This window comes from Roseateles microcysteis, from assembly GCF_036880965.1.
In the GTDB taxonomy this organism is placed as follows: Bacteria; Pseudomonadota; Gammaproteobacteria; order Burkholderiales; family Burkholderiaceae_C; genus JAUASW01.
Genome location: NZ_JBAJMV010000001.1, coordinates 971,249 through 994,750, shown reverse-complemented (window position 1 = coordinate 994,750; position 23,502 = coordinate 971,249). Strand labels below are relative to the sequence as shown.

Here is a 23,502-nt window from a genome sequence, read left to right as displayed (position 1 = left end):
CCGAATGAACCAGGAACGCCAGCAAGAGATCGCTGCCATTGCCGAGCGCTATGCGCGGCGCGATGCGGGCGACCGCTACAGCCTCTTGCGGCCCGAGGTCTGGCAGATGCTGCAGGAACGCGAGCGAGCGCTCTTGACGCTGCTGGCCAAGAAGCCCGGGCGTCCGCAGGACTGGAAGCTGACCGAGGTTGGCTGCGGTGCCGGCGGCAACCTGCTGGAGCTCTTGCGAGCCGGCTTCGCACCCGAGCATCTTTGCGGCATCGAGCTCTTGCAGGAGCGCTTCGAGCTGGCGCAGCGGGTGTTGCCGGCGCGCGTGAAGCTGTTGGCGGGTGACGCCACGCAGGTCGGCATTGAGCCGGGCAGCCAGGATTTCGTTTTCCAGTCGACCGTGTTTTCCTCCATCCTGAGCGACGCAGTGCAACAGCAGCTGGCTGATGCCATGTGGCGCTGGCTCAAGCCCGGTGGGGCGGTGCTCTGGTACGACTTCATCGTCGACAATCCGCGCAATGCCGATGTGCGCGGCGTACCGCTGCGCCGGGTGCGTGAGCTGTTCCCGCAGGCGCGGGTCGGCAGTCAGCGCCTGACGCTGGCGCCGCCCTTGGCGCGGCTGGTGTGCCGCCTGCATCCGGGCGCTTACACCGTCTTCAACAGCATTCCCTGGCTGCGCACGCATGTGCTGGCCGTGATCGAGAAGCCATGAGTTCTTCTGAAACCAAGCAAGCCTTCCTGCCCTTCGCCCTGCCCGAGATCGGTGAGGACGAGATCAACGAAGTGGTCGATACACTGCGCTCCGGCTGGGTCACCACCGGCCCGAAGGCACGCAGGTTCGAGCAGGATTTTGCTGCCTTCCTCGGTGAGCCACAGATCGAGTGCATCTCGGTCAACTCGGCCACGGCGGGGCTGCATCTGGCGCTGGAAGCCATAGGCATCGGTCCCGGCGACGAGGTGATCACCACCACCCACACCTTCACAGCCACCGCTGAAGTGGTGCGCTACCTGGGGGCGGACGTGGTGCTGGTGGATATCGACCCGGCCACGCTCAATATCGACCCGAAGCTGGTCGAGGCGGCGATCACGCCGCGTACCAAGGCCATCGTGCCTGTGCATTACGCGGGCCTGGCGGTGGACATGATTGCCATCCTCGACATCGCTCGCAAGCACGGTTTGCGCGTGGTCGAGGACGCAGCCCACGCCTTGCCCACGACACTGGAGAAGGAGCTGATCGGCACCATGGGCAGCGATGCCACCGTGTTCAGCTTCTATGCCAACAAGACGATGACGACCGGTGAGGGCGGCATGCTGGTGACGCGCAACGCCGAGCTTGCCAAGCGAGCCAAGGTGATGCGCCTGCATGGCATCAACCGCGACGCGTTCGATCGCTTCACCGCCAAGGTGCCCAGCTGGTACTACGAGATCGTGGCGCCGGGCTTCAAGTACAACCTGACCGACATCGCTGCGGCGCTGGGCATCCACCAGCTCAAGCGCATCCCGGCTTTCCAGGCGCGCCGCGAGCAGATCGCCCAGCAGTACCTCGGGGCCTTTGTCGATCTGCCCTTGATCATGCCGCCGCTGCCGGTGGAAGGCGACACCCATTCGTGGCATCTGTTTGTGCTGCGCCTGGCTGACGATCTCGAGATGGACCGCGACGCCTTCATCGAACAGATGTATGCCCGCGGCATCGGCTGCAGCGTGCACTACATCCCGCTGCATCTGCAGCCCTACTGGCGCGATCGCTACAGCCTGCGCCCCGAGCAGTTCCCGCATTCGCAGAAGGCCTACGAGCGCATGCTGAGCATCCCGCTCTACACGGCGATGACGGATGCAGATGTACAGCGCGTGATCACCGCCGTGCGCGAGATCGTGCAGGGCGCCTGAGGTCATGGCCAAGCGGGCATTCGACATCTTTTGCGCGGCGCTGGGCCTGGCCCTGCTCGCGCCGCTGCTCGTCGTGCTCGCCGTGTGGGTCAAGCTCGATTCGTCCGGCCCCGTGTTCTTCAGGCAGGAGCGGGTGGGGCGGCATGGCCAACCCTTCCTGATCCACAAGTTCCGCACCATGCGTGCTGACAATGCCGGCGCGCAGATCACCGTGGGCGCCGACCCGCGCATCACCCGCAGCGGCGAGCTTCTGCGCCGCTACAAGCTGGATGAGTTGCCGCAGCTGTGGGACGTGTTGCGCGGCGCGATGAGCCTGGTCGGCCCGCGGCCCGAGGTGCCCAAGTACGTGGCGATGTACCCCGAAGAAATGCGTCGCCTGGTGCTCTCAGTCCGACCGGGTATCACCGACCCGGCTTCGCTGCGCTATCGCAATGAAAGCGAGCGCCTGGCTGCTGCGAGCGATCCCGAGCGCGAATACATCGAGGTCGTGATGCCGGCCAAGCTGGCCCTGGCCGCCGACTATGTGAAGCAGGCCAGCCTCGGCGGTGACCTGCGCCTGATCTTCTCGACCCTGGCAGCGCTGCGGCGCTGATGGAAGCTTCGGCATGTTCTGGCTCTCACTCGACGCTTTCCTGACCCGCATCCGCCGCTGGCGCGAGCCCTTGTCGCTGCTGCTCGATGCGGCCGTGGTGGCGCTGGCCTGGCAGGCCACCTACCTGTTTCGGCTCGGTTTCGAGCGCTGGCTGTCGGCCAGGCCTGGCTACGACGCCGGCGTGCTGCTGGCGCTGGTGCTGCTTTATGTGACGGTGCTGTGGAGCCTGCGCGTGCCCAAGGGTATGTGGCGCTTCAGTGGCTTTGGCGAGGTGAAGCGCTTGCTGCTGGCCTGTGTCATTGCGGGCACCCTGGGGGCCTCGGTGATACAGATGATGGAGCTGCGCGCGGTGCCGCGTTCCGTGCTGGCCTTGCATCCGCTGTTCTGCGCAATCGGCCTGGCGATGGTGCGCCTGGGCTATCGCATGCTTTACGAGCACATGCGCGGCCGCATCAGTGGCAGCGCGCAAGAAACGCGACGTGCGCTGGTGATGGGTGCCGGCGACGCCGGCCGCCTGCTGGTGGCCGGTGTCCAGCATCAGGGCTGGGTGGTGGTCGGCCTCCTGGATGACGATGCTGCCAAGCGTGGCATGCGGGTCGGCGGCATCCCGGTGCTGGGGCGCCTGGACGATGTGCAGGCCCTGGCCGAGCGCCATGGCATCACGCATGTCGTGGTCGCCATGCCCGGCGCCGAACTGTCCCAGCGGCGCAGGGCTCTCGATCTTGCCGGTCGCACGGGTCTGCAGGTGCTGACCGTGCCCAGCAGCGCTGAACTCCTGCAAGGCAGCAAGCCCGAGCAATTGCGCGAGATCGAGCCGGAAGATCTGCTGGGTCGCGAACCGGTGCAACTGGATGAGGCCGGCATCAGCGATGCGCTCTCGGGCAAGGTGGTCCTGATCAGCGGCGCTGGCGGCAGCATCGGCAGCGAGCTGTGCCGGCAGGTGGCGCGCTTCGGGCCATCGCGCATCGTGCTGTACGAGCTGAGCGAGTTCGCGCTCTACGGCATCGAGCAGGAGTTGTCGCAGCGCTTTCCCTTGATTGCGCTGACCCGCCTGGTGGGCGATGTGAAGGACCTGGCCCATCTGCGGCAGACCTTTGCGCGCCAGCGGCCGCAGATCGTCTTCCATGCCGCTGCCTACAAGCATGTGCCGTTGATGGAGCAGGACAACGCCTGGGCGGCGCTGCGCAACAACACGCTCGGCACCTATCACGCCGCGCTGGCTGCAGCCGAGGCGGGCGCGGAGCGCTTTGTGCTCATCAGTACCGACAAGGCCGTCAATCCGACCAATGTGATGGGCGCTACCAAGCGCGCCGCCGAGCTGGTGATCAGCCAGCTCGCGCGCCAGGGGCACAAGACGCGCTTCATGGCCGTGCGTTTCGGCAATGTGCTGGGATCCAGCGGCAGCGTGATTCCGAAGTTCAAGGAGCAGATCGCCGCGGGCGGCCCGGTGACCGTGACGCACCCCGACATCACCCGCTATTTCATGACCATTCCAGAAGCGGCGCGCCTGGTGGTGCAGGCGGCGGCCTTGGGCGAGAGCGGCCAGGTCTATGTGCTGGACATGGGCGAGCCGGTGAAAATCGTCGACCTGGCACGCGACATGATCCGGCTCTCGGGCCACAGCCTGGACGAGATCCGCATCGTCTTCAGCGGCCTGCGCCCAGGCGAAAAGCTCTATGAGGAATTGCTGGCAGACAGCGATACCACGCTGCCAACAGCCATCAAGCGCCTGAGCGTGGCGCGGCTTGACGATGCCGAGGCAGCGAACAAGGTGCTGGGCTGGCTCGACGCATTGATGCAAGGCCCGGCCCTGGAAGACGATGCGGTGCGTGCGGCCTTGCGGCAGCTGGTGCCCGAGTTCTCGTCGGCCAAGCACTGAGATATTCAATGACGATGATCAGCGAATCCCATCTGAACTGGCTCGAGGAAGAAGCCATCTTCATCCTGCGCGAAGTGGCGGCCTCGTTCGAGCGGCCGGCGCTGCTGTTCTCGGGCGGCAAGGATTCCTGCGTCGTCCTGCGCCTGGCGGAGAAGGCCTTCAAGCAACGCGTGTCTGGTAACGAGTTCAAGGGCCGTCTGCCATTCCCCTTGCTGCACGTGGACACCGGCCACAACTTCCCCGAGGTCATCGCGTTCCGCGACCGCCGTGTTGAAGAGATGGGCGAGCGCCTGGTCGTCGGCCATCTGGAAGATTCCATCGCCCGCGGCACGGTGCGCCTCTCTCACCCGCTGGAGTCGCGCAACGGCCATCAGACGGTCGCTCTCTTGGAAGCCATCGAAGAACACCGCTTCGACGTGCTGATCGGCGGCGCCCGCCGCGATGAAGAAAAAGCCCGCGCCAAGGAACGCATCTTCAGCCACCGCGACTCCTTCGGCCAGTGGCAGCCCAAGGAACAGCGCCCGGAGCTGTGGAACCTGTTCAACACCCGCATCCGCCCGGGCGAACACTTCCGCGCCTTCCCGATCTCGAACTGGACCGAGCTCGATGTCTGGCTCTACCTGGCCCGCGAGAACATCCCGCTGCCGTCGCTGTACTACGCCCACGAGCGCTCGGTGATCCGCCGCAAGGGCCTGCTGGTGCCGCTGACGGAGGTGACCCCGCCCGAAGAAGGTGAAACCGTCGAGACCGCGACGGTCCGCTTCCGCACCGTCGGCGACATGACCTGCACCTGCCCGGTGGAGAGCGATGCCGCGACGGCCTCTGAGATCGTCGCCGAGACCCTGACCGTCACCATCAGCGAGCGCGGTGCCACCCGCATGGACGACCGCACCAGCGAGGCCTCGATGGAGCGCCGCAAAAAGGAAGGCTATTTCTGATGAGCGCCGTCTTGAACAATCTGATCCACGAGCAAGACGTGGACACCCAGCACCGGGCTTTGCGCTTCCTCACGGCAGGCAGCGTGGACGATGGCAAGAGCACCTTGATCGGCCGGCTGCTGTTCGACAGCCGGGCCATCCTGGCTGATCAGCTGGACACGCTGGAGAAGCGCGCCGCCGGTGCGCCGATTGATCTCTCATTGCTGACCGACGGCCTGGAGGCCGAGCGCGAGCAAGGCATCACCATCGATGTGGCTTACCGCTACTTCGCCACCAAGACCCGCAAGTTCATCATTGCCGACGCTCCGGGCCATGAGCAGTACACGCGCAACATGGTGACTGCGGCTGCAGGAAGCGATGCAGCGGTCGTGCTGGTGGACATCACCAAGTTGAAGCTCGATGAAGCCGAGATCACGCTCCTGCCGCAGACCCGCCGCCACAGCCTGCTGGCGCACCTGCTGCGGGTGCCGAGCATCGTGTTTGCGATCAACAAGATCGACGCGCTGGAGCACCCGGCCGAGGGCTATGCCAAGGTGAGCACGGCGCTGCGCAAGTTCGCCCAGGAAGCGGGCATCGAGGTCAAGGCCATCGTCCCGGTCAGCGCGCTGCGGGGCGACAACGTCACCCAGCCGCTGGATGCGAGCTGGTACCAGGGCCCGTCGCTCTTGCAAGTCCTTGAATCCCTGCCGACCGTGCAGGAGAAGGTTGAAGGCCGACTGGCCATTCCGGTGCAGTACGTGGCGACCAATGGCGATGGCACGGGCCATCAGCCCAGAACCCTGTGGGGCCGCATTGCCCATGGCCAGGTCAAGGCGGGCGACGAGATCCAGGTGCTGCCCAGCGGCCAGAAGGCCATCGTGGCTGAAGTGCGCAAGGCGGGCGAAACCGTCGCACACAGCGTGGCGGGCGAGTCCGCCGGTCTTCTGCTGGACCGCCAGCTGGACGTGAGCCGTGGCGACTGGATCGTCACGCCGGGCAGCGCCGAACCCAAGCAGGCGTTTGAAGCGACGCTGGCCTGGCTGGACACCGAGCCGGCACAAGTCGGTCGCAAGTACTGGGTGCGCCACGGCAACCGCTGGGTGCAGGCGCGCATCACGGCCATCGAGCACAAGCTGGACATCCACACGCTGGCCGAAGCTCAAGCGCATGAGCTGGCGGTCAACGAGATCGGCCACGTGAAGATCGAGACGCAGCAGCCACTGCCGGTGGAGCCGTACACGGAGAACCGCGTGGGTGGCGCACTGATCGTTGTTGATCCCGCGTCCAACCGCACCTCGGGTGCTTTGCTGGTGCGAGGCCAGGCATGACAGCGGCGCTGACCGTATGGCTGACGGGGCTTTCAGGCTCTGGCAAGTCGACCCTGGCCGAGGCGACCGCAGCCTGGCTTCGGGAGCAGGGCATTGCGCACACCGTTCTGGATGGTGATGTCCTGCGCACCGGGCTCTGCCGGGATCTCGGCTTCTCGGACGCGGACCGCCGCGAGAACATTCGCCGCGTTGCCGAGGTGGCGCGCTTGATGAATCGCGCCGGAACAACGGTGATCTGCGCGCTGATTTCGCCCACGCGTGCCGACCGTTCCATGGCGCGCGAGATCGTCGGCTCGGAGCGCTTTGTCGAGGTGCATGTCGCCGCGTCGCTGTCGGCCTGCGAAGCCCGCGACCCCAAAGGCCTTTACAAGCGCGCGCGCGCCGGGCTGGTGCCGCAGTTCACCGGGATCGACTCGGTCTATGAAGAGCCGCTTGACCCTGCGTTGCGGCTCGAGACAGCACAGCAGCCGGTGGCGCAGAGCCTGGCAGAACTCTGCCTTTGCCTGCAGGCACGGCGGGCGAAGTTGCTCGCCTAGTGCCGGCTGCTTGGCCGTTCAGCGCGGCAGGTCTTTCCAGGCTTGCTGCAGCTCCGGTGGCAGCCGGTTGTCATAGAAGCCCTGCTGCGGGATCTTGAACGGCGCGGGCTCTGCAGGAGCTCGCAATATGCACATCAGGCCGGAGTAGCCGCTCAACTTCTTGTCGATGGCCAGGCGCACATAGTCGGCCTGGTTGCCAAGGGCCACGATCTTGTGCGGCGTGGTGCTGCAGTCGATGTAGGTCATCAACAGGATCTCGTACCGGTTGGCCAGACACAGGTCGTAGAAAAAGGTCGGGTGGTAGTTGAAGAAGCCGTGGTCGTAGCAACCCTGGTTGGGCAGGGAGTGCAGCATCTTGCCGCCAGGCCGCACCAGCTCGTGGATCGACTTGAAGGCCTGGTACTGATTGAACACATGCTCGGTGGTGCCGATGTTGGTGACCAGGTCGAACTGCTCGTTCAGGTTCAGCGGCTCGTTGAGATCCAGCATCAGGGCTTCGGTTGTGCCGTGCAGGTCGATGGCCTTGTAGCTCGAGTAGTTGAACACCACCTTGTAGAAGATCTTGGCCAGGTCCCACATTCTCTGGCGGTCCTTGCGCTCAAGCACCGCGGCCAGCTCTTCATGCAGTTGCTGGCGGCGCTCATCGGGCAAATTCGCGTTGTCGATGATGAAGCCGACGTCCTCGGCAGGGATGTCGCCGAACCAGTTCTGCTCACCCAGCTCGATCATGGACAAGGGTTCTCCCGTGCCGATGGCGCCCTGACGGCGCAGGTCGAAGAGCATTTGGATGAGCGAATGTGAGAGAGCCATGGATGCAGCCGAGGTGAAAGATTGAAGCCGGATTGTGCCGGGACTATGGGTTCAGCAGCCGAGTGCAGCCCGCGCAGCCGCCTTGGCATGGGCACGCAGCTCGGGGACGGCCGTGGCCTCCCAGTGCTGCGAACGCAGCATCGGCCCGACATAGAAGAGCCCGGGCTGCTCTCGACCTTCGGCATCAGCAAGCGCATAGCCGGCACCAACTTCCAGCCCCAGCCCCAGGGGGCAAGGGCGCAGGCGACCGTCGTGCAGCAAATGGCCGAACAGTCCGCGGCGGCCCTCGGCCAGCCGTGTCGAAGGACCCGTGCAGTTGAACACCCGCGCGGCCTTGAACTCTTGCGTGTCCTGACCACCGCGAGCGCGCCATTGCAAGGCCACCAGGCCATCGGCATCCACGCGGGCCCCCAGCAGTCTGCCCGCCGCTGCCTGCACCCGGCCTTGCGCCTGAGCAGCACGAAGCACCGCCAGTGCCTGGGGTGCCGCGCGATGCCGGTGCACGTCCCAGAAGGGCAGCAGATGGCGCAAGAACTGGGCTCGGGCCCGCTCGTCGAGTCGGTGCCACAAGGCCGTTGTGCGGGGCCGCAAGGCGACCCAGACATCGCGCCAGTCCTGGCCATTTGCCTGTGCACGACCAATGGCCTGGCGTACTTCGCGCAGCTGGCTGCGCAGGGAGCCTGCCGCCAGCCAGCCAGCGGGCGCTTGCCATTGCGGCGGTGGCAGCTCGTTTTCCCGATGCGGCTTGGGCAGCAGGCCGCGCCGCGAAATCGCCAGCACCGGCCCGTGGTGCCCCATCGCCTGCAGCGAGATCAGCAGGTCCAGCATGGTCAGGCCGGTCCCGATCAGGGCCACCGGTGCATCGGCAGGCAAACCTGAAAGGGCGTCCGGCTGCCAGGGGTCGCCGACGTAGCGATCTGCCGGCAGGGCCTGCAGCGACGGATGAGGGCAGGCGGGGGCGAAGTTGCCCAGGGCCAGCAGGACGCGATCGGCGGTCAATGCAGGCCCGTGGGCGCATTGGGCGATCCAGCGGCCGGCTTCGGGCGTCAGCGAATCGATCCGGTTTTGCAGCTGCTGCCAGTGGACGTCGGGCCGCGCAGCAATGTGCTCGCGCAGGCGTACGGCAAGATAGTCGCCATAGCGCTGGCGCGGAACGAAAGCGGCACCGTCGCAGGTGTTGCCCTGGCCAGCAAGCCAATTGACGAAGTCGTCCGGCTGCTCGTCGGTCCAGGACATGCGGGCGGCCGGCACATTCAGTAGGTGCAAGGGCGACTGCGTGCCATAGGCGAGCCCCTTGCCCAGCGGCCCCCCACTGTTGGCCAGCGTGATGCTGCTGCCGGCCGGTGCCTGTTTCAGCAGCTCACAGGCCAGCGCCGTGCCGACGAAGCCGCCGCCGATGATGAGGAAATGCACGGCCGCGTGACTTCAATGCCCGGCTTCGCAGACCAGGTAGATCGTGGAGCACAGGTCCGGGTACTGCTGGCCCAATGCATAGCAGCCGTCCAGATAGGCGGGCGAGATGATGTCGGTCTGCAGCAGTCGATCCCACTGGAAGTTGGCCAGTGCCTTGAAGAAGATGCCCGAACGGTGCACGACCTTCAGGCCGGCCGCCTTGGCATCGCGCTCGAGCGTGTCCAGCGCATAGGTGCAGCGGTGGCCGTGCTCGGCCTCGGCCGGCGTGACTGCACTGTTGTGGCTGATCAGGCCCATCTTGACCGCGATCTGGCGTGAAGGCGCATTCGCGTTCGGGCAGGCCAGGAAGAAGCGGCCACCCGGCGCCAGCCATTCCTTGTTCACGCGGGAAAGTACGCTGACGGGGTCGTCCAGGTGCTCCAGCACATGGGTCATCACGATGTTGTCGTAGCGGCGCGGCAACTGCACCTGCTCGAACAGCGCGTTGTGGAACTGCACCTTGTCGCCGAGCCGCTCTTTCGCTTCGGCCATGGCCTGGTCAGACGCCTCGACGCAGCTGACGTCGTCAAAATGCTCCTGCAGCCGCCGCGTGAAGTCGCCCTTGAAGCTGCCCAGCTCCAGCATGCTGCCGGGCCGGAAGAAGGGCTGAAAGGACTGGATCATGTACGCGTGCATGACGTCGAAATCGAAGCCATAGGCGTACTTGCGGCCGGTGGAATCGACGATCTCGGCGTTGTAGTCGCGGGTCTTCTTGTCCATGGTCTCGTGCAGGTTCAGAGTGGGCGATGCATGGGCAGCATCTGCTGCACAGGCTCGGCGGGGATGAAACCGTGGCGCTCGTAGAGGCGCCGCGCGGGGTGATTGTCGCAGTGCAGCTCGAGCCGCACGCGGGCCAGGCCGGCGGCGCGTGCGAGCGTGCAGGCGGCTTCGATCAGCCGGTCGGCCCAGCCCTGGCCGCGCCAGGCGCGCTCCAGGCTGACACTGGTGATGAAGGCATCGGCGCCAGCCGGTGCGTTGCAATAGATCGCCACCAGGCCGACCAGGCGCTCGCCCTGCCACAGCTCGACGCGCCGGGCCTGGCTGGCCAACTTGGTGGCGTAGGCAGGCAGGTCGACGCGGCTGCTCAGCACCGGCATGAAGTCGGTGTCGGTGCGTTCCAGGTGCTGGCGCAGCGCGCTGGCGTCCGCGGTGTCGATCGCCTGCCGAAGTTCGGTCGTCATGGCTCCAGCACGGCCAGGCCGAAGCCCTGGCGACCGAATTGATTGCCGTTGTAGAGCAGGTAGACGCGGCCCTCGACCTGGCAGACATGGGGGTAGCACATCATGTCGCTGTCCCACTGGCCAGGCTCCATGGCCAGGCCCGGTTCTTCATCGTCGCGGGTCCAGTGCTGCAGGTCGTCTGACCAGGCGTGGCCGATGCGGTAGCCACGCGACGGGTCGGTGCGGAAACCGTAGGCATGGCGGTAGCAGAAGAACATGTGCCAACGCGCGCCGATCTTGATCAGCGTGGGCAGGGCCTGGCATTCATCCTCGCCGAGCCGGTCGCTGATGATGCGGCGGCCTTCTTCATTCTTGACCCAGTTGACGCCATCCGCCGAGATCGCATGGCCGATCTTGTAGACCCGGTCGGGCGCTTCGCCGGCGGCATATTGAGTCCAGTGGGTGCCGAAGATGTACCACATGTGGAACCGGCCATCGACCTGCTGGACGAAGCCGTCGCCGACCAGGAAAGGTTCTTGCGGCGAGGGCCCCAGCACGGGGCCGGGCCCGGTGCGCTGGAAGGTCTTGCCGCCGTCGCGCGAGATGGCCAGGCCAATCGCCGTCTCGACTGACACCGACACGCGCCGGCTCCAGCCGCAGGTGTAGCCCCAGACCTCGTCGCCCACCGGCAGCACCTGCATGGGGAAGATGCCGTGTTCATCGAATGCGCCCAGCTCACCGAGCGGAATCACCGGCTCGCTGTTGACCCGCAGCACCCGCGAGAAGTCCTTGCTGAACTCGGCATAGGCCATATGGCTGAGGAACTTGCCGGTGCTGGCGTCGCGCTCACGCGTCGAGAAATAGACACGCACCGCGTCGTCGAGCACCAGCACCTGGGGCGACTGCGCGAACTCCTGGCAGTTGCTGATCAGCTGATGGTCCCGGGGGTTGAAGATCTGGCCGAGCTTGCGCCACTTCATGGTCTGGTCTCTTTCAATCTGCGGTGCTCAGAGCTGGCCGACCAGCTCGGCCAGGCCGAAGCCGTGGCGACCGACGCCGTTGCCGAGGTAGGCCATATAGGTCTTGCCATCCAGCTCGAACACATGGGGGTAGGCCACCATCTCGCTGTCCCAGCCCTCGGCGGAGACATCGATGCCGGCGTGGCTGTCGTCGCGCGTCCAGTGCAGGAGGTCTTCGCTGTGGGCGTAGCCGATGCGATAGCCACCGGCCTTGCCGCGGAAGTCCGCGCTGTAGCGGTAGCAGAAGAACATGTGGTACTTGCCGCCTGCGTAGATCACGTCTGGGCTGGCCTGGGCTTCGTCCTCCTCGATGCGGCTCTCGATCAGGTCGCGGTTCTCGCGCTGCCAGTTCAGCCCGTCGTCCGAGCTGGCCATGCGGATCTTGTAGACCGGCTCGGCGCGACCGTTGACCATCTTCCATTTGCGGCCGGCGATATAGAACAGCACCCAGCGTTCGTTGAAGCGGCGGATCTTGGGGCCGCTCAGCACGAAGGGTTCGTCCGGCGTGTAGGCCAGCACGGGGCCCGGGCCGGTCTTCTCGAAATACTTGCCGCCATCCGTGCTGACGGCACGGCCGATGGCAACGTTGAAGGGCACGGATTCGCAGCGCGTCCAGCCGGCGTAGAACGCCACATGGCGGTCGCCGTCAGCGAGCACCGAAACCGGGTAGGTGCCGAACTCGTCGAAGCAGCCGGTGCCGCCCAGCTCCAGGATGGGGCGCTCGGCGAAGTCGAGCACCTTCAGAAGATTGCTGCGGTCCAGGTCGACATAGGCCGAGAAGCTGGTGTACTGGCCGCGCTCGTCGGGCTTCGGACGGCAGGAGAAATAGACACGCACGCGGTCCTTGAGGATCAGCGTGGCAGGCGCCTGCGCGAACTCGGCGAGCCAGGCGCGGCCCGGGACCTCCTGGGGCACGAAGGGGCGGCCGAGCTTGTTCCAGTGCAACATGGGAGTGTTCTTCTTTTAGATGAATTCGCGCTGCGTCTGCAACCAGCCTTGCACGGTCTCGAGCGGGTTGAACATCAGCAGGTCGATGATCGACAGCCAGGGCACGAAGGGCTTTCCCAGCTGGGGGTATTCAAACGGCGTCGCACGCAGGAAGCTCAGGCGCAGCCCATGTTCGGCGAAGGCCGCCGCGTCATAGAGCTCGGTGCCGCCGATGGGGTTGACATAGTGACTCGCCCCCAGGGTTTCGCAAATGGAAATCACCTTCTCCTGCGCCCGCAGTTCATGGTCGATGGCCACGTCAGACGAGGTGATGATGCGCGTGCCTATGCCCAGGTGCGCACAGACCTCGTCAACCGAATGGCGGACATAGCGGTACAGGTTCTGCTCCGGATGCTCGATGATTCGCTGCAGCAGGGGCAGCGTTGCCTCGAAGCCCGGCGCCTTGGCATAGGCGCCTTGAAACTGGGCGAGCAGCTTGCGACGGTCCATGCTGGCGGCCAGCTCGCGTTCCACGACATGAAGGCTGTCGGATCCTGCCGCCAGTGGCAGCGAAAAGGTCATGGCCTCGCCGTCGCGCAGCATGCGGTTGCGGTTGATCCAGCCCTTCTTCGTGTACTTGATGTTGTCGTAGATCACGAAGGTATCGACGGCCGCGATCAGCTGCCAATACCCGAGGTAAGGCAGGAAGTAGGGCTGCATGATGGCCAGTTTCATGCCGGCCTCTTCGGCCTCTCCGGCCATTTCGGGCATTTCGGCCTCTGCGTGCACATGAGGCAACTCAATCAGCCTGCATGATGGCGACGATGCGATCGATGACGGACGGATCCAGGTCCGGGTAGATCGGCAGGCACAGCACCTGGTCGGCCGCCGTCGTGGCAACGGGCAGCAGGTCGCGATGGGCCGAGGGCAGGCCGCGGTACATCGGGAAGCTCGAGACCAGCGGATAGAAGTAGCGCCGCGGATGGATGCCATGCGTCTTGAGCTTGTCGTACAGCGCGTCACGGCTGCAACGGTGCTCGGGCCGAACCAGGATCGGGAAATAAGAGTAGTTGGCGGTGGCCTGCTCGTCATGCGCGAGGCAGTGGATGCCGGGCACTGCTGCCAGCTTTTCCCTGTAGAGCCTGTCCAGTGCGCCGCGGCGCTCGATGGCCGTGTCGACGTGCTGGAGCTGCAGCAGGCCGAGCGCTGCGTTGAACTCGCTCATCTTGCCGTTGATGCCGGGCGCGATGACCGTGGTCTCGTCGACAAAGCCGAAGTTCTTCAGGTTGTCGATGCGCTTCTTCGTCTTGGCGTCCGGGCAGATGATCGCGCCGCCTTCGAAGGTGTTGAACACCTTGGTCGCGTGGAAGCTCAGCACCGACAGGTCGCCATGGTTGAGCACGCTGTTGCCTTGCTGACTGACACCGAAGGCATGGGCGGCGTCATAGATCACGCGCAGGTTGTAGGTATCGGCGATCCGCTGGATCTCGGCCACGTCGCAAGGGCGGCCGTAGCAGTGGATCGGCATGATGGCCGTGGTCTGCGGCGTGATGGCCGCTTCGATCTTGGCCGGGTCGAGGTTCAGGCTGTGCGGGTCCACGTCGACGAACACCGGCTTGATGCCGTTCCACATCAGCGAATGCGCGGTGGCGACAAAGGTGTAGGGCGTCGTGATCACCTCGCCGGTCACGCGCAGCGCCTGCAGCGCCGACACCAGCGCGATCGTTGCATTGGTGAACAGGGAGATGTGCGGCACCCCCAGGTACTCGCACAACGCCGATTCCAGCTTCTGGTGGAACGGCCCGCCGTTGGTCAGCGTCTTGCTGTCCCAGATCTGCTTGAGCAGCGGCAAGAACTCTTCCAGCGGTGGCAGGAAGGGCTGGGTGACATAGATCGGCTTGTTGCTCATGGGCTGGGTCGGTCAATCAGGCAGGGATGGTTTCGCCGACCTTGAAGATACGCTGCTGCGACGCCTGGAGCTTTTCGTGCTCTTGATACATCCACCAGACCGCGTCGACGAACTCGTTCGGCTCTTCATCGGGCGGCAGGCTGAACAGGCGCCCGGCTACATCGCATTGCTTCAGGTAGTCCGAGATTTCGGTGCGGACCTTGTCGTCCTGCACCAGGCGCAAGGCGGCCTGGAAGTACTCCTCGTCGGAGCTGGTGAGCAGCCAGTCGGGCAGGCCAACTCCCTTCATGATGTCCTGGTCGCCCATGCTCAGCACTTCAGCTGCGCGGTAAGCCACGGACGGAATGCCCAGCAGGGCAGTATCGACTGCACTGTTGGTATTACCGAAGGGGAAAGCAGCCATGGCCATGTCGCAGTTGGCCACGTTCTGCATGAAGATCGGGTAGTCGGCCGATTCGTAGACGGTCACGTTCTGCAACAGGGCTGTCAGGCGATTGCGCATGTCATCCAGGCGCACACCCACGGCACTGGTGAAGAAGTGGAAATGCAGAGGGCGTCCAGCTTCCTGCTGCAGGCGCACGCAAACTGCCAGGAAGCGGGCGGACAACTTCATCAGGTTGCTGTTGGCGGCCACATGCACGATGTTGTCAGCGGGGCGTGTCCGGGTGGGGATGGCCGTCAGCTTGCTGTTGGGCGAATGCGTGCCGCTGCCGCGACGAACCAGCACCTTCTCGCTGAAGGTGTTGGCAGCTTCCTCATGGCAGCGCTGGAGCAGCACATAGTCGACCGTGTCCGACATCGACGTGGCCGGATGCCCCAGTGTCATGAACTGCACCGGCGCCATGCGCAGATTGGCCAGGGCCTGCGTCCAGTCGGACATGCCCAGGCTCGGGTAATAGATGACATCGGGCTGCAGGCGGATCAGCTTGGCTGCAATTTCCGCCAGCGTAGACAGCATTTCGAAGACGACGACTTCATCGAAGAGATAGGCGGTCCGTGCGTCGTAGTCGGCGTCTCGTACAAGCAGGCATACGGTGAAGTGCTCTTTCAACTGAACCAGGCAGCTCTCATAGCTGCGGTGCATGGCGTGGCCGACCGACATCCGCTCTGCAGCCACCACGAGTCGGGGCTTCTTGACCACGCGCCTGGCAACGCTGCGTGCCCTCACGCCCTCGGCGGTATCGACGACACGCCAGATGTCGTTCAGGGTCTTCTTGATGTCGTGCTTGTTCTCAAAACTGAAATAGCTGCAGACCATCCAGGCGTGGGCCAAGGGCAGCAGGAGTTCGGGCGCCAGTTCCTCCTTGCTGAAACCCATGCCGACTTCCACCAGCCGCCGGGCGCGGGCCTCGCCGCGCGCCGTTTGCACGCGGGAGCCGCCGATCCAGCCCAGCAGCAGGGGCAGCAAGTGCTTGCCTGGCAGGGCGACCACCGTCTCGAACAGGAACTCCGGAATGTCGTCCAGTGAATAGAAGAGCGCCACGAAGGGCTTGACGTGCAGCTTCCCCTGAGCATCTGTGTGCGACTGATCCTCCAGCAGATGGTGCGGATCCTCGAATCCGCTGATGCCGAAGATCGCCTCCAGCACCCACTTCTTGGCGCACAGCTTGTGGTACTGCACTGCACTCAGCCGGAAGTCAGGCGCCCGGACGTGGGCGCTGATGGCTGCGGCCACGCGGGTATAGGCGCTGCGCACCACGGAAGGGCGGGATGTGCGAGCCAGCAGGCCCTCGCCACCACGCAAGGCCTCCAGCCCGTCAATCAGCTTGATCAGCAGCCCGACGGCGACCTCATTGGATTGCCGCTGGTACACGGCCTTTTCGTAGGGGGGCAGCTCGAGGAGGGGGTGGCGCGGCGCGGCTGGCTGGATGGTGGCAGGGGGCGGCGTCAACGTGGTGGCGTGCATACTTGATCAGGTCCATGGGGCGAGCGCGAATTCTGCCAGAGCGGCTGATCAGCTCTCCTGAGGGCGCCTGGAGGCCAGGCTGCTGGGTCGGCGCCCGGCTCGCCGCAATTCGTCCGAATTTCGCAACGCTTGCTCAAACTCTGCAACAGATCGCTCGCGTCTTGCCAAATTAGCGTGTAGGCCTCTGCTATGCTCGCGCCCAACCTACTGAGCGGAGCGTGAGCGTGAATGCAAAGCAAGGCAAAGTGGGGATAGCGCAAGGAACAAGTGCTTGCGACGAAGTGAAGGGTCGGTGGCGCTGATAGGGGCTGTCGGGTTTGCACTTTGTTGACGCTCAGAAGTGCAGCTGCATAGAATGGGTGAGCGCTGATCGTGCGCTGATTCGCGAATCAATGCGTTCATGTTCCAACAATTTGTGGAGAAACACTCAATGAAGAAATTCCCTGTCAAGGCGGTTGCTGCGGCAATGACCGCGGTCTGCGGATCGGCTGCGTTCGCTACTGCCAACTCCGGCCAGATCACTGCGCCGGCCGCGACGACCAAGTACGCCGTTGAAAGCCTGATCAGCACGACTGACATCACGGCTCCTGCGGTGGTTTACTTCGTGGGCGTTGCTCGCACGACCGCTCAGGACTTCACGGTCCTGATCAAGCCGACCAACGGCGCCAAGTTCGACATCGCCAGCTGCACGACCGCCATCCCGGTGGCTGCTCCTGTCGGTACCGGTGCTGGTGTTGCAACCGCCAGCCTGAAGCGCGCTTCGGAAGATGAATGCGCATACGAAGTCGACGTGAACACGACGGCCTTCTCGACCCCGACGTTCGACGCCAACGGCGTGGGCGTCAACGGCGTCACGCTGACGCTGACCGGTCTGAAGTACACCTCGCACAAGCTGGCAACGGCTGGCGAAACCGCCGGTGTCGAAATGGCTCTGTTCGATCTGGGCGAAACCGCCCGTATCGACACCACGGCCAACCAGACCGTTGACACCGCCAAGTCGGGCCAGGCTCTGCGTATCACCGCAGCTGCTGACACCGGCACCAAGGCCGACGTCAATGACGAAATGGGCCCCCTGTTCGGCTTCGTGACCGCTGGCGCTGACGTCGATGCGACGGCTGATGCTTCGTTCATCATCCACAACAACTCGCTGGAAGGCGCTGGCACCTGGAAGAAGCCTGACGGCACGACCGCCTGGAACTTCGGTACCGATGCCACCAACCTGAAGCTGACCATCGCCGGCAACTACGGCGGCATGGCCAACAACGGTATCGCTCTGAGCGGTTTCGTCGTGAACCCGACGGCCGTGACGACCTCGGCCAACACTTCGGTGGTGTTCACCGTGCTGCCGGCCAACCTGAACACGGCTCCTGGCAACACGACCATCACGGCAACGTTCACCAGCGCTCGTACCGCTTCGCTGGGTACCTCGCGCGTGTTCGGCGTGCAAGGTCTGGCTGACGTGATCACCGGTGCTGACGAAGCTGTTGCTGGTAGCGACTCGTGGTGGACCTGGGGCGCTAACGCAATCCAGCTGTCGTCGCCGTGGTTCTCGACCGACCCGGGCGCTGGTGTCTTCACCCGCTTCTTCTTCCAGAACCTGGGCACCGACGCTACGTACTCGGCAGAGTGCCAAGTTGAGTCGGCCGCTGCGCTGAACCAACTGAACAACGTGTCGAACTCGACCGCCGTGACCGTGGCCACCCCGGCTGCTCGCGTCGTCAAGGGCACGCTGTACAAGGGCCTGACTGTCCTGCAAGCCAAGGACGTCTGCACGTTCAGCTCGGGTACCCGTGGTTCGGTGACCTTCACGATCAACGCTCCTGCCGGCAACGTCAAGGGCCTGTTCAAGTACGACCTGAACGGCACGGCCACCACGACCGTTCCGCTGGAGCGCACGTACGCCAACGGCACGTTCTAATCAGTTCACACTGCTTAGCGAAAGGCGCCCTTCGGGGCGCCTTTTTTTCGCCTGTTCGACAACCAATCGCGAGCGAGTAGGGCGTTCGGCGTCCGCTCTCCGAAATGCATGTTCAGGCGACTTGCGCTGGCATTCAAAGGTTTGCCGCAGTGCTGAACGTCTCCTCCATTCCTGCATGGAATAATCGCGCTTTATTTCTCGGCACCGCCATTCCCGACCATGGATCGCCCTATTCAATCTGCCCGCCGCAGCCGCGGCTTTACCCTGCTGGAAATGTTGATCGTGCTGGCCATCATTGGCCTGCTGGCGGGCTTTGTGGGCCCGAAGGTGTTCTCTGCCCTTGGCAAATCGAATACCACCACAGCCACGGCGCAGATCAAGATGTTGCGCGGGGCGGTGGAGAGCGTGCGGCTCGACATCGGGCGCTACCCGACCGCCGAGGAGGGCTTGTCCCTGCTGTCCAAGCCGCCGGCAGACCCGGTGCAGGCCAGCCGCTGGGGTGGCCCCTACCTGGATGACGTGCTGCCCAACGACCCCTGGAACGCGCCCTACCTGTACGCCGTGCCGGGTCAGAACGGCCAGGCCTTTGCCCTCTATTCGCTGGGTGCCGACAAGAAGGCTGGCGGCGAAGGCGAGAACCGGGACATCGGGATCCTGCCCGCCCAGCAGTGAGAACTTCGCGCGCTGCCACTGGCTTCACGCTGCTGGAGCTCCTGGTTGTTCTGGCCATTCTCGGCCTCATCAGCGGCCTGCTGGCGCCGCGGGTGGTGGGCTGGCTGGAGGCGGCGCAAGTGCGTGGCTGGCGCAATGACCTCCGGGCGCAGGTCGAACTGCTGCCGGTGCGCGCCTTCCAGGCTGGAGACCCCTTGATAGCGGACGCTGAATTCTTGCAGCGAGATCTGCCGCCGCGTCCCGCGGCGCTGCAGTTGCGACTGCCCCAGCCGCTGCGCTACGGAGCCACCGGCTTGGCAGACGGCGGTGTGCTTGAACTGGTCCAGGGCGCCAGCCTGGAGCGCTGGCATGTGGAGCCGATCAGTGGTCGGGTTCGGGTTGAGGCCTTGACCGAGCGATGAGCGGCCGCCTGTCTCGTGGCTTCGGCCTTCTTGAGGCCATCGTCGCGCTGGCCATCCTGGGTAGCACAGGCCTGGTCCTGATTGCCTGGATCAACCAGAACATCGTCACCGCCACCCAGATCAAGGAAGCGGAAGCGCGTGCTCAGATCCAGCTGGAGACCCAGGCCTGGTTGGCCGTGCTGAACCCGGCGCTTGAACCCAAGGGGGAGCGCCAGCTTGGCGAGCTGAAGATCAGCTGGGAGAGCGAGTTGGTCGAGCCCATGCGCGATGAATTCAGCTTCACGGGCGCTTTTGTGCCCCGCTGGCGCCTCGGGCTGTACCGCGTCAAGGCACGCGCGAGTCGCTCCGAGGTGAATGCCGAGTGGCAGCAGTTGGTGGCAGGCTGGCAGGAGCGCGCAGATGCACCGGCGGTGCGGAGCGACCAATGAACGCGCGGACGCGCCGGGCCACCGGCTTCACCTTGCTGGAGATGCTGGTCACGCTCGTAATCGTTGCGATGCTGGCAGCCGTGCTGGGGCAGGGCATGCAGCAGGTCGCCCGGGTTGAAGAGCGCCTGCAGGCATCGGGCGCCGATTCCCAGCTGAACATGATCCGCCGTGAATGGCTGCGCTCCCTGATCGAAGCAAGTCTGCCCGAGCAGCTGAATGCGAAGCCACAGTTTCACGGTGACGCCACCGGCTTCAGCTTTGCAAGCAGCGAGGCGCTGAATGTGAAGGGGAGCATTGGCGGCGTGCTCCATCTCTCGCTGCGCCGGGATCCAGGTCGCAATACCGGAGCGGTGATCCTGGCTACGGCATTGAGCGCAGACGATCAGGCTGCGACCCCCGCGCTGCTCAGCTGGCGTGGGCCCCTGGGGTCCATCAAGTACCTGGACATGAAGGGTCAGTGGCATGAGCAATGGCCGCTGCCCAATGATCTCTTGTTGCCGCTTCCGCCGAGGGCCGTGTTGCTGGAACTCGGTCCGGAGGCGGGCGGCCCCTTGCTGGTCGCGATCCCCAATGCAGAAATACCTCGCAAGCGGCTGCTCGAATGGGAGCGGCAATGAAGGCGCGTCGTGAATCAGGCTACGCGCTGCTGATCGTCATGGTGTCGCTGACGATCATGGCCTTTGTGGCGTTTCGTTTCGCCGAGCGCATGGATGCATTGCGCCGAGGTGCGTTGGGCTTCAACGAGTACGCCACGGCGCGGGCCAACGCGGCTGGCGCTCGCGCGGCCGCGCTGTACTACTACGCGACTCGGCCCGTGCAGCCCGCTGGCCGAGGAGAGACCGGCACCCAGTTCCGCGCCGATGGCACGGTCTACCGCCTGCCAGATGGCTCGACGGTCGCCGCGCAGGACCACCGAGGGCTGCTCTCCATCAATGTCACTGACCGCTTCATCCTGCAGTCGGTGCTGGTGCTGGACGGGCTGGATCCGGTGAAGGCTCAGGCATGGATCGATGTGCTGGACGACTACATCGATACCGACTCGCTGAAGCGGCTCAACGGGGCCGAAAAGGACGACTACCGGCAGCGCGAGCTGGCGCCGCCCCGCAATGACTGGCTGCTCACCGTGGATGAGCTGGAATTGCTGCCTCTGTGGCGCGACGATCCCGTGCGTACCAGGCGATTGGCGCGCTTGTTCCGCATCAGCTCGTTTCACCTGTTCAACCCGAACACGGCGCCGGAGGCGGTCTTGAATGCGGTGTTCGTCAACGCTGCGGAGGCACAACGCGAATTGCTGAAGTCTTTTCGCAAGGGTGAGCTGCTCCGTGACGGGACCACGGCCACCAGCCTGACCGGCTTGCAGATGGACCGCGACGACTACCTTTTCTTCGCGGGCAACGACCTGCGTATCACCACCTGGAGCCCCGGTCTTCCGAGGGCACTCGAGTACAATGCGCGACTCACGCCGGCCGCCCTGGCCGGCCCGTGGATACTCCTCGAACAGCAGACCGCGCCCCGACCCAGTCCACGCAATGAATCCAATGCTGCGCCGCCTTTCCCGCTTCCCTTGGTCGCAGGCGAGCAATCCAGACGCTTGGGCGCAACTGCTCCATGAATCGGTCCAGGCAGTCCCTGCCGGCCAGCCTGCTTCGCATTCGGTCCTCCTCGCGCGCAGCCGTTGCCGGCTGAAGTGGTTTCGCCTGGCCTCCGTGCCGGCCGGCGAACGGATGGCGGCCTTGCAGATGCAGGCGCAGTCCTGGCAGCCGTTTGACGAGTCTTCCTGCCTGTACAGCGTCGTCGGCGATGAAGGCGTGATCCTTGCCTGGGACGCGGCAGCCGCCAGCGCGCTGTTGCGTCGGGCCGAACTAGACCCCGAACGAACGCAGCTGATCCCCGAGACGCTGCTGCGCAAGCCCGATGAAGACGGCGTCCACCTCATCGCCTGCATCGAAGGTGTCGAGGGTCAGGTCTGGCGCGAAGGCCTGCTGCGCAGCAGCCGTTGGTGGCCGAGCATGCCGAGCGCCGAGGAATGGGCACTTTTCCTTCACGCCAGCGCATGCGCCGCGGCACCGCTGCCTGAACCAGCTCGTCTGCCCTGGTTGGGCAAGCCCTGGCTTGCCATGCAGCGCCTGGGCGAGGCCCAGGCAGCGGGTGCCGAGGCTCGCATTGTCGCCATCGGGGCGCTGTCCCTGGCCCTGTGCGCCGGCTTCGTCGGGCGCCAGGCCTTTGATGTCTGGCAGCAGGTGAATGAGCGCGAGCAAGCCATTGCGCAATTGCGCGAGAGTGGGGCGGGCCTGGCTGATGCGCGCGACATGGCGCTCGCCAAGGCGACGCAGGCCCAGCAGTGGCTGCACCTGCTGTCGGAAGCCCAACCGATCGAGGTGATCGTGGAGCTGCACCAGACCCTGGGCAAGACGGGCGTACAGATCAAGGAGTTCGAGTTGGCTGGCGGCAAGATGAAGCTGGGCCTGCAGCTGGGCCTGCAGACGCAGCGCGCTGACGTCGTGCGCATGCTGCAGTCTGGCGGCTGGTTCGTTGGTGTCGCCGAGACGCGGACCGAGAATGCGCAAGGCCTGATGCATGTCGAACTCAGCCTGGACGGCCTGCGCCCGCCAGCCAAGGCGCAGCAGGCTGCTTCCGCGCCGGAGGGAGGCAGCATATGAGCACGGGACTCAAGCAACAGTGGGAGCAGGTGCGCGAACAGTGGCGCGCATCGCTGCGCGTTCGCATCGGCGGCTACAGCGTTCTCGGCATTGCGCTGGTCGCCGTGCTGCTGACGGTGCTGGAGGGTGTCGAAGCGGGCCGGGCGCGCGTGCAGGAGCTCGATGCCGAGCTGACCCGCCAACGGGCCCTGACGACGGAGAAGCGCTGGCCGGAGCGGGTCAAGGAAGTGGAGCAGTTCAGTGCTGCACTGCTCGCACTGGCCTGGAACGAGCCCGACCTGGGCCTCAATCAGGCAGCCGTTCAGGACTGGCTGCGCAATATGACGGCCCGCCTCGGCCTGAAGACACGAGAGTTCGTTCTCGCCCGAGTCGAGGACCCCAAGATCGAGGCGACCTTGCCTCCTGGTTATGTGCTCTTGCGAGCGCGGGTGACGGTTGAAGTGCAGCGTGCCGCCTTGATGACCTTTCTGGCCGAGTGCGCGCGCAACGAGCGCGTGCTGGTCGTGGAGCGTCTTGTCATGCGGCCGGGCAATCCCGTGCCCATGGCCGAGATCGAGCTGCGTGCGCTGGCCCGGCGTGGCGAGGTGAAATCGTGAAGCCAGGCAGCAAATTTGCATTGCAGCTGCTCGGTGCCGCCATGGTCGGCGCGCTGCTCGTGCCGGCCGAGAGCGTGGACAAGCTGCTGGTGAAGCCCCGCAAGGAGCAATGGAACCCGCTCGAATTGCCGCGTCGGCCGGAACTGACTGGCGTGGGCCTTGCGATGGTAACGTCGCCACTTTTCGAGCCTGAGGCGCAGATCGCGGCGGCTGCGGCTGCGGCAGCCGCGCCACCAGAAGACCTGCGCTGGCGGGTCGCCGGCCTGCTCCGGCGTGGCAAGGAGCCCAGCGTGCTGGTGAATTTCCTGGCGCAGAGCAAGCCTGCGCAAGTGCTGCGCATAGGCGACAAGCTCCCGAGCGGGCACACGATCACGCGCATTGATGACAACGAGATCTGTGTGCAGCTGGGCAAGAAGAACTACCGACTGGGAGTGGAATACCGTGCAGAGTGAACGCCGTTCGGGTGGAACCCGCCATCCTCGCTTGATGGGGTCAGCCCTTGCTATCGCGCTTGGCC

25 protein-coding genes are annotated in these 23,502 nt (G+C 65.0%); 16 read left to right on the top strand and 9 right to left on the bottom strand.

Going from position 1 to position 23,502, the window contains the following annotated elements; all coding sequences use genetic code 11:
- Window positions 1–4 precede the first annotated feature (4 nt).
- The 7 genes from V3596_RS04565 to cysC are packed head-to-tail and all read left to right on the top strand — an operon-like array spanning window position 5 to window position 7,127.
- Window positions 5–700: a class I SAM-dependent methyltransferase gene (locus tag V3596_RS04565; protein ID WP_334276401.1), complete on the top strand. Its 696-nt coding sequence runs from the start codon at window positions 5–7 to the stop codon at window positions 698–700.
- Window positions 697–1,875: a DegT/DnrJ/EryC1/StrS family aminotransferase gene (locus tag V3596_RS04560; protein WP_334276400.1), complete on the top strand. Its 1,179-nt coding sequence runs from the start codon at window positions 697–699 to the stop codon at window positions 1,873–1,875. Before V3596_RS04565 ends, V3596_RS04560 begins: the two co-directional genes overlap by 4 nt.
- A 4-nt stretch (window positions 1,876–1,879) precedes the next feature.
- Entirely contained in the window at window positions 1,880–2,467 is a 588-nt protein-coding gene (locus V3596_RS04555) for a sugar transferase (RefSeq protein WP_334276399.1), read from the top strand.
- 13 nt (window positions 2,468–2,480) lie between these two features.
- Entirely contained in the window at window positions 2,481–4,346 is a 1,866-nt protein-coding gene (locus tag V3596_RS04550) for a polysaccharide biosynthesis protein (RefSeq protein WP_334276398.1), read from the top strand.
- Between the two features lie 8 nt (window positions 4,347–4,354).
- Window positions 4,355–5,284 (top strand): sulfate adenylyltransferase subunit CysD, encoded by a 930-nt coding sequence (gene cysD, locus V3596_RS04545; RefSeq protein WP_334276397.1) that lies wholly within the window; start codon window positions 4,355–4,357, stop codon window positions 5,282–5,284.
- Window positions 5,284–6,591 carry a sulfate adenylyltransferase subunit 1 gene (locus V3596_RS04540; RefSeq protein WP_334276396.1) on the top strand — a complete coding sequence of 436 codons (1,308 nt, stop codon included), beginning with the start codon at window positions 5,284–5,286 and terminating at the stop codon, window positions 6,589–6,591. The genes cysD and V3596_RS04540 overlap by 1 nt, the downstream gene beginning before the upstream one ends.
- Entirely contained in the window at window positions 6,588–7,127 is a 540-nt protein-coding gene (gene cysC, locus V3596_RS04535) for an adenylyl-sulfate kinase (RefSeq protein ID WP_334276395.1), read from the top strand. Before V3596_RS04540 ends, cysC begins: the two co-directional genes overlap by 4 nt.
- Before the next feature lie 18 nt (window positions 7,128–7,145).
- On the opposite strand, the gene V3596_RS04530 is transcribed toward cysC, so the two are convergent.
- From V3596_RS04530 to V3596_RS04490, 9 genes are all read right to left on the bottom strand, one after another.
- Complete coding sequence (locus V3596_RS04530; protein WP_334276394.1) at window positions 7,146–7,910, bottom strand: class I SAM-dependent methyltransferase; 765 nt, start codon at window positions 7,908–7,910, stop codon at window positions 7,146–7,148.
- A gap of 78 nt (window positions 7,911–7,988) precedes the next feature.
- A complete protein-coding gene (locus V3596_RS04525) occupies window positions 7,989–9,350 on the bottom strand; it encodes an FAD/NAD(P)-binding protein (RefSeq protein ID WP_334276393.1) in 1,362 nt (453 codons plus the stop codon).
- A 12-nt stretch (window positions 9,351–9,362) separates the two neighbouring features.
- Window positions 9,363–10,109, bottom strand: coding sequence for a class I SAM-dependent methyltransferase (locus V3596_RS04520; protein ID WP_334276392.1), 747 nt, complete (start codon window positions 10,107–10,109; stop codon window positions 9,363–9,365).
- 14 nt (window positions 10,110–10,123) lie between these two features.
- Complete coding sequence (locus V3596_RS04515) at window positions 10,124–10,570, bottom strand: GNAT family N-acetyltransferase (RefSeq protein WP_334276391.1); 447 nt, start codon at window positions 10,568–10,570, stop codon at window positions 10,124–10,126.
- Complete coding sequence (locus V3596_RS04510) at window positions 10,567–11,529, bottom strand: glycoside hydrolase family protein (protein ID WP_334276390.1); 963 nt, start codon at window positions 11,527–11,529, stop codon at window positions 10,567–10,569. The genes V3596_RS04515 and V3596_RS04510 overlap by 4 nt, the downstream gene beginning before the upstream one ends.
- Window positions 11,530–11,556: 27 nt before the next feature.
- Entirely contained in the window at window positions 11,557–12,516 is a 960-nt protein-coding gene (locus tag V3596_RS04505) for a glycoside hydrolase family protein (RefSeq protein WP_334276389.1), read from the bottom strand.
- Between the two features lie 15 nt (window positions 12,517–12,531).
- Window positions 12,532–13,230 carry a WbqC family protein gene (locus V3596_RS04500; protein ID WP_334276388.1) on the bottom strand — a complete coding sequence of 233 codons (699 nt, stop codon included), beginning with the start codon at window positions 13,228–13,230 and terminating at the stop codon, window positions 12,532–12,534.
- A 64-nt stretch (window positions 13,231–13,294) separates the two neighbouring features.
- Complete coding sequence (locus tag V3596_RS04495) at window positions 13,295–14,404, bottom strand: DegT/DnrJ/EryC1/StrS family aminotransferase (protein WP_334276387.1); 1,110 nt, start codon at window positions 14,402–14,404, stop codon at window positions 13,295–13,297.
- 16 nt (window positions 14,405–14,420) lie between these two features.
- The gene (locus tag V3596_RS04490) at window positions 14,421–16,217 is read right to left on the bottom strand and encodes a tetratricopeptide repeat protein (protein ID WP_334276386.1); all 1,797 of its coding nucleotides are present in this window, start codon (window positions 16,215–16,217) and stop codon (window positions 14,421–14,423) included.
- 523 nt (window positions 16,218–16,740) lie between these two features.
- Between V3596_RS04490 and V3596_RS04485 the strand changes: the two genes are divergently transcribed.
- From V3596_RS04485 to V3596_RS04445, 9 genes are all read left to right on the top strand, one after another.
- Entirely contained in the window at window positions 16,741–18,228 is a 1,488-nt protein-coding gene (locus V3596_RS04485) for a hypothetical protein (RefSeq protein WP_334276385.1), read from the top strand.
- A gap of 219 nt (window positions 18,229–18,447) precedes the next feature.
- The gene (gspG, locus tag V3596_RS04480) at window positions 18,448–18,900 is read left to right on the top strand and encodes a type II secretion system major pseudopilin GspG (RefSeq protein WP_334276384.1); all 453 of its coding nucleotides are present in this window, start codon (window positions 18,448–18,450) and stop codon (window positions 18,898–18,900) included.
- A complete protein-coding gene (locus tag V3596_RS04475) occupies window positions 18,897–19,301 on the top strand; it encodes a prepilin-type N-terminal cleavage/methylation domain-containing protein (protein WP_334276383.1) in 405 nt (134 codons plus the stop codon). Before gspG ends, V3596_RS04475 begins: the two co-directional genes overlap by 4 nt.
- A complete protein-coding gene (locus V3596_RS04470) occupies window positions 19,298–19,729 on the top strand; it encodes a hypothetical protein (RefSeq protein WP_334276382.1) in 432 nt (143 codons plus the stop codon). The genes V3596_RS04475 and V3596_RS04470 overlap by 4 nt, the downstream gene beginning before the upstream one ends.
- The gene (locus V3596_RS04465; protein ID WP_334276381.1) at window positions 19,726–20,346 is read left to right on the top strand and encodes a PulJ/GspJ family protein; all 621 of its coding nucleotides are present in this window, start codon (window positions 19,726–19,728) and stop codon (window positions 20,344–20,346) included. The genes V3596_RS04470 and V3596_RS04465 overlap by 4 nt, the downstream gene beginning before the upstream one ends.
- Window positions 20,343–21,341, top strand: coding sequence for a hypothetical protein (locus tag V3596_RS04460; RefSeq protein WP_334276380.1), 999 nt, complete (start codon window positions 20,343–20,345; stop codon window positions 21,339–21,341). The genes V3596_RS04465 and V3596_RS04460 overlap by 4 nt, the downstream gene beginning before the upstream one ends.
- A complete protein-coding gene (locus V3596_RS04455; RefSeq protein ID WP_334276379.1) occupies window positions 21,259–22,389 on the top strand; it encodes a hypothetical protein in 1,131 nt (376 codons plus the stop codon). The genes V3596_RS04460 and V3596_RS04455 overlap by 83 nt, the downstream gene beginning before the upstream one ends.
- Entirely contained in the window at window positions 22,386–22,985 is a 600-nt protein-coding gene (locus V3596_RS04450; protein ID WP_334276378.1) for a hypothetical protein, read from the top strand. Before V3596_RS04455 ends, V3596_RS04450 begins: the two co-directional genes overlap by 4 nt.
- Window positions 22,982–23,437, top strand: a complete 456-nt coding sequence (locus tag V3596_RS04445) for a hypothetical protein (RefSeq protein ID WP_334276377.1) — start codon at window positions 22,982–22,984, stop codon at window positions 23,435–23,437. Before V3596_RS04450 ends, V3596_RS04445 begins: the two co-directional genes overlap by 4 nt.
- Window positions 23,438–23,502: the final 65 nt, after the last annotated feature.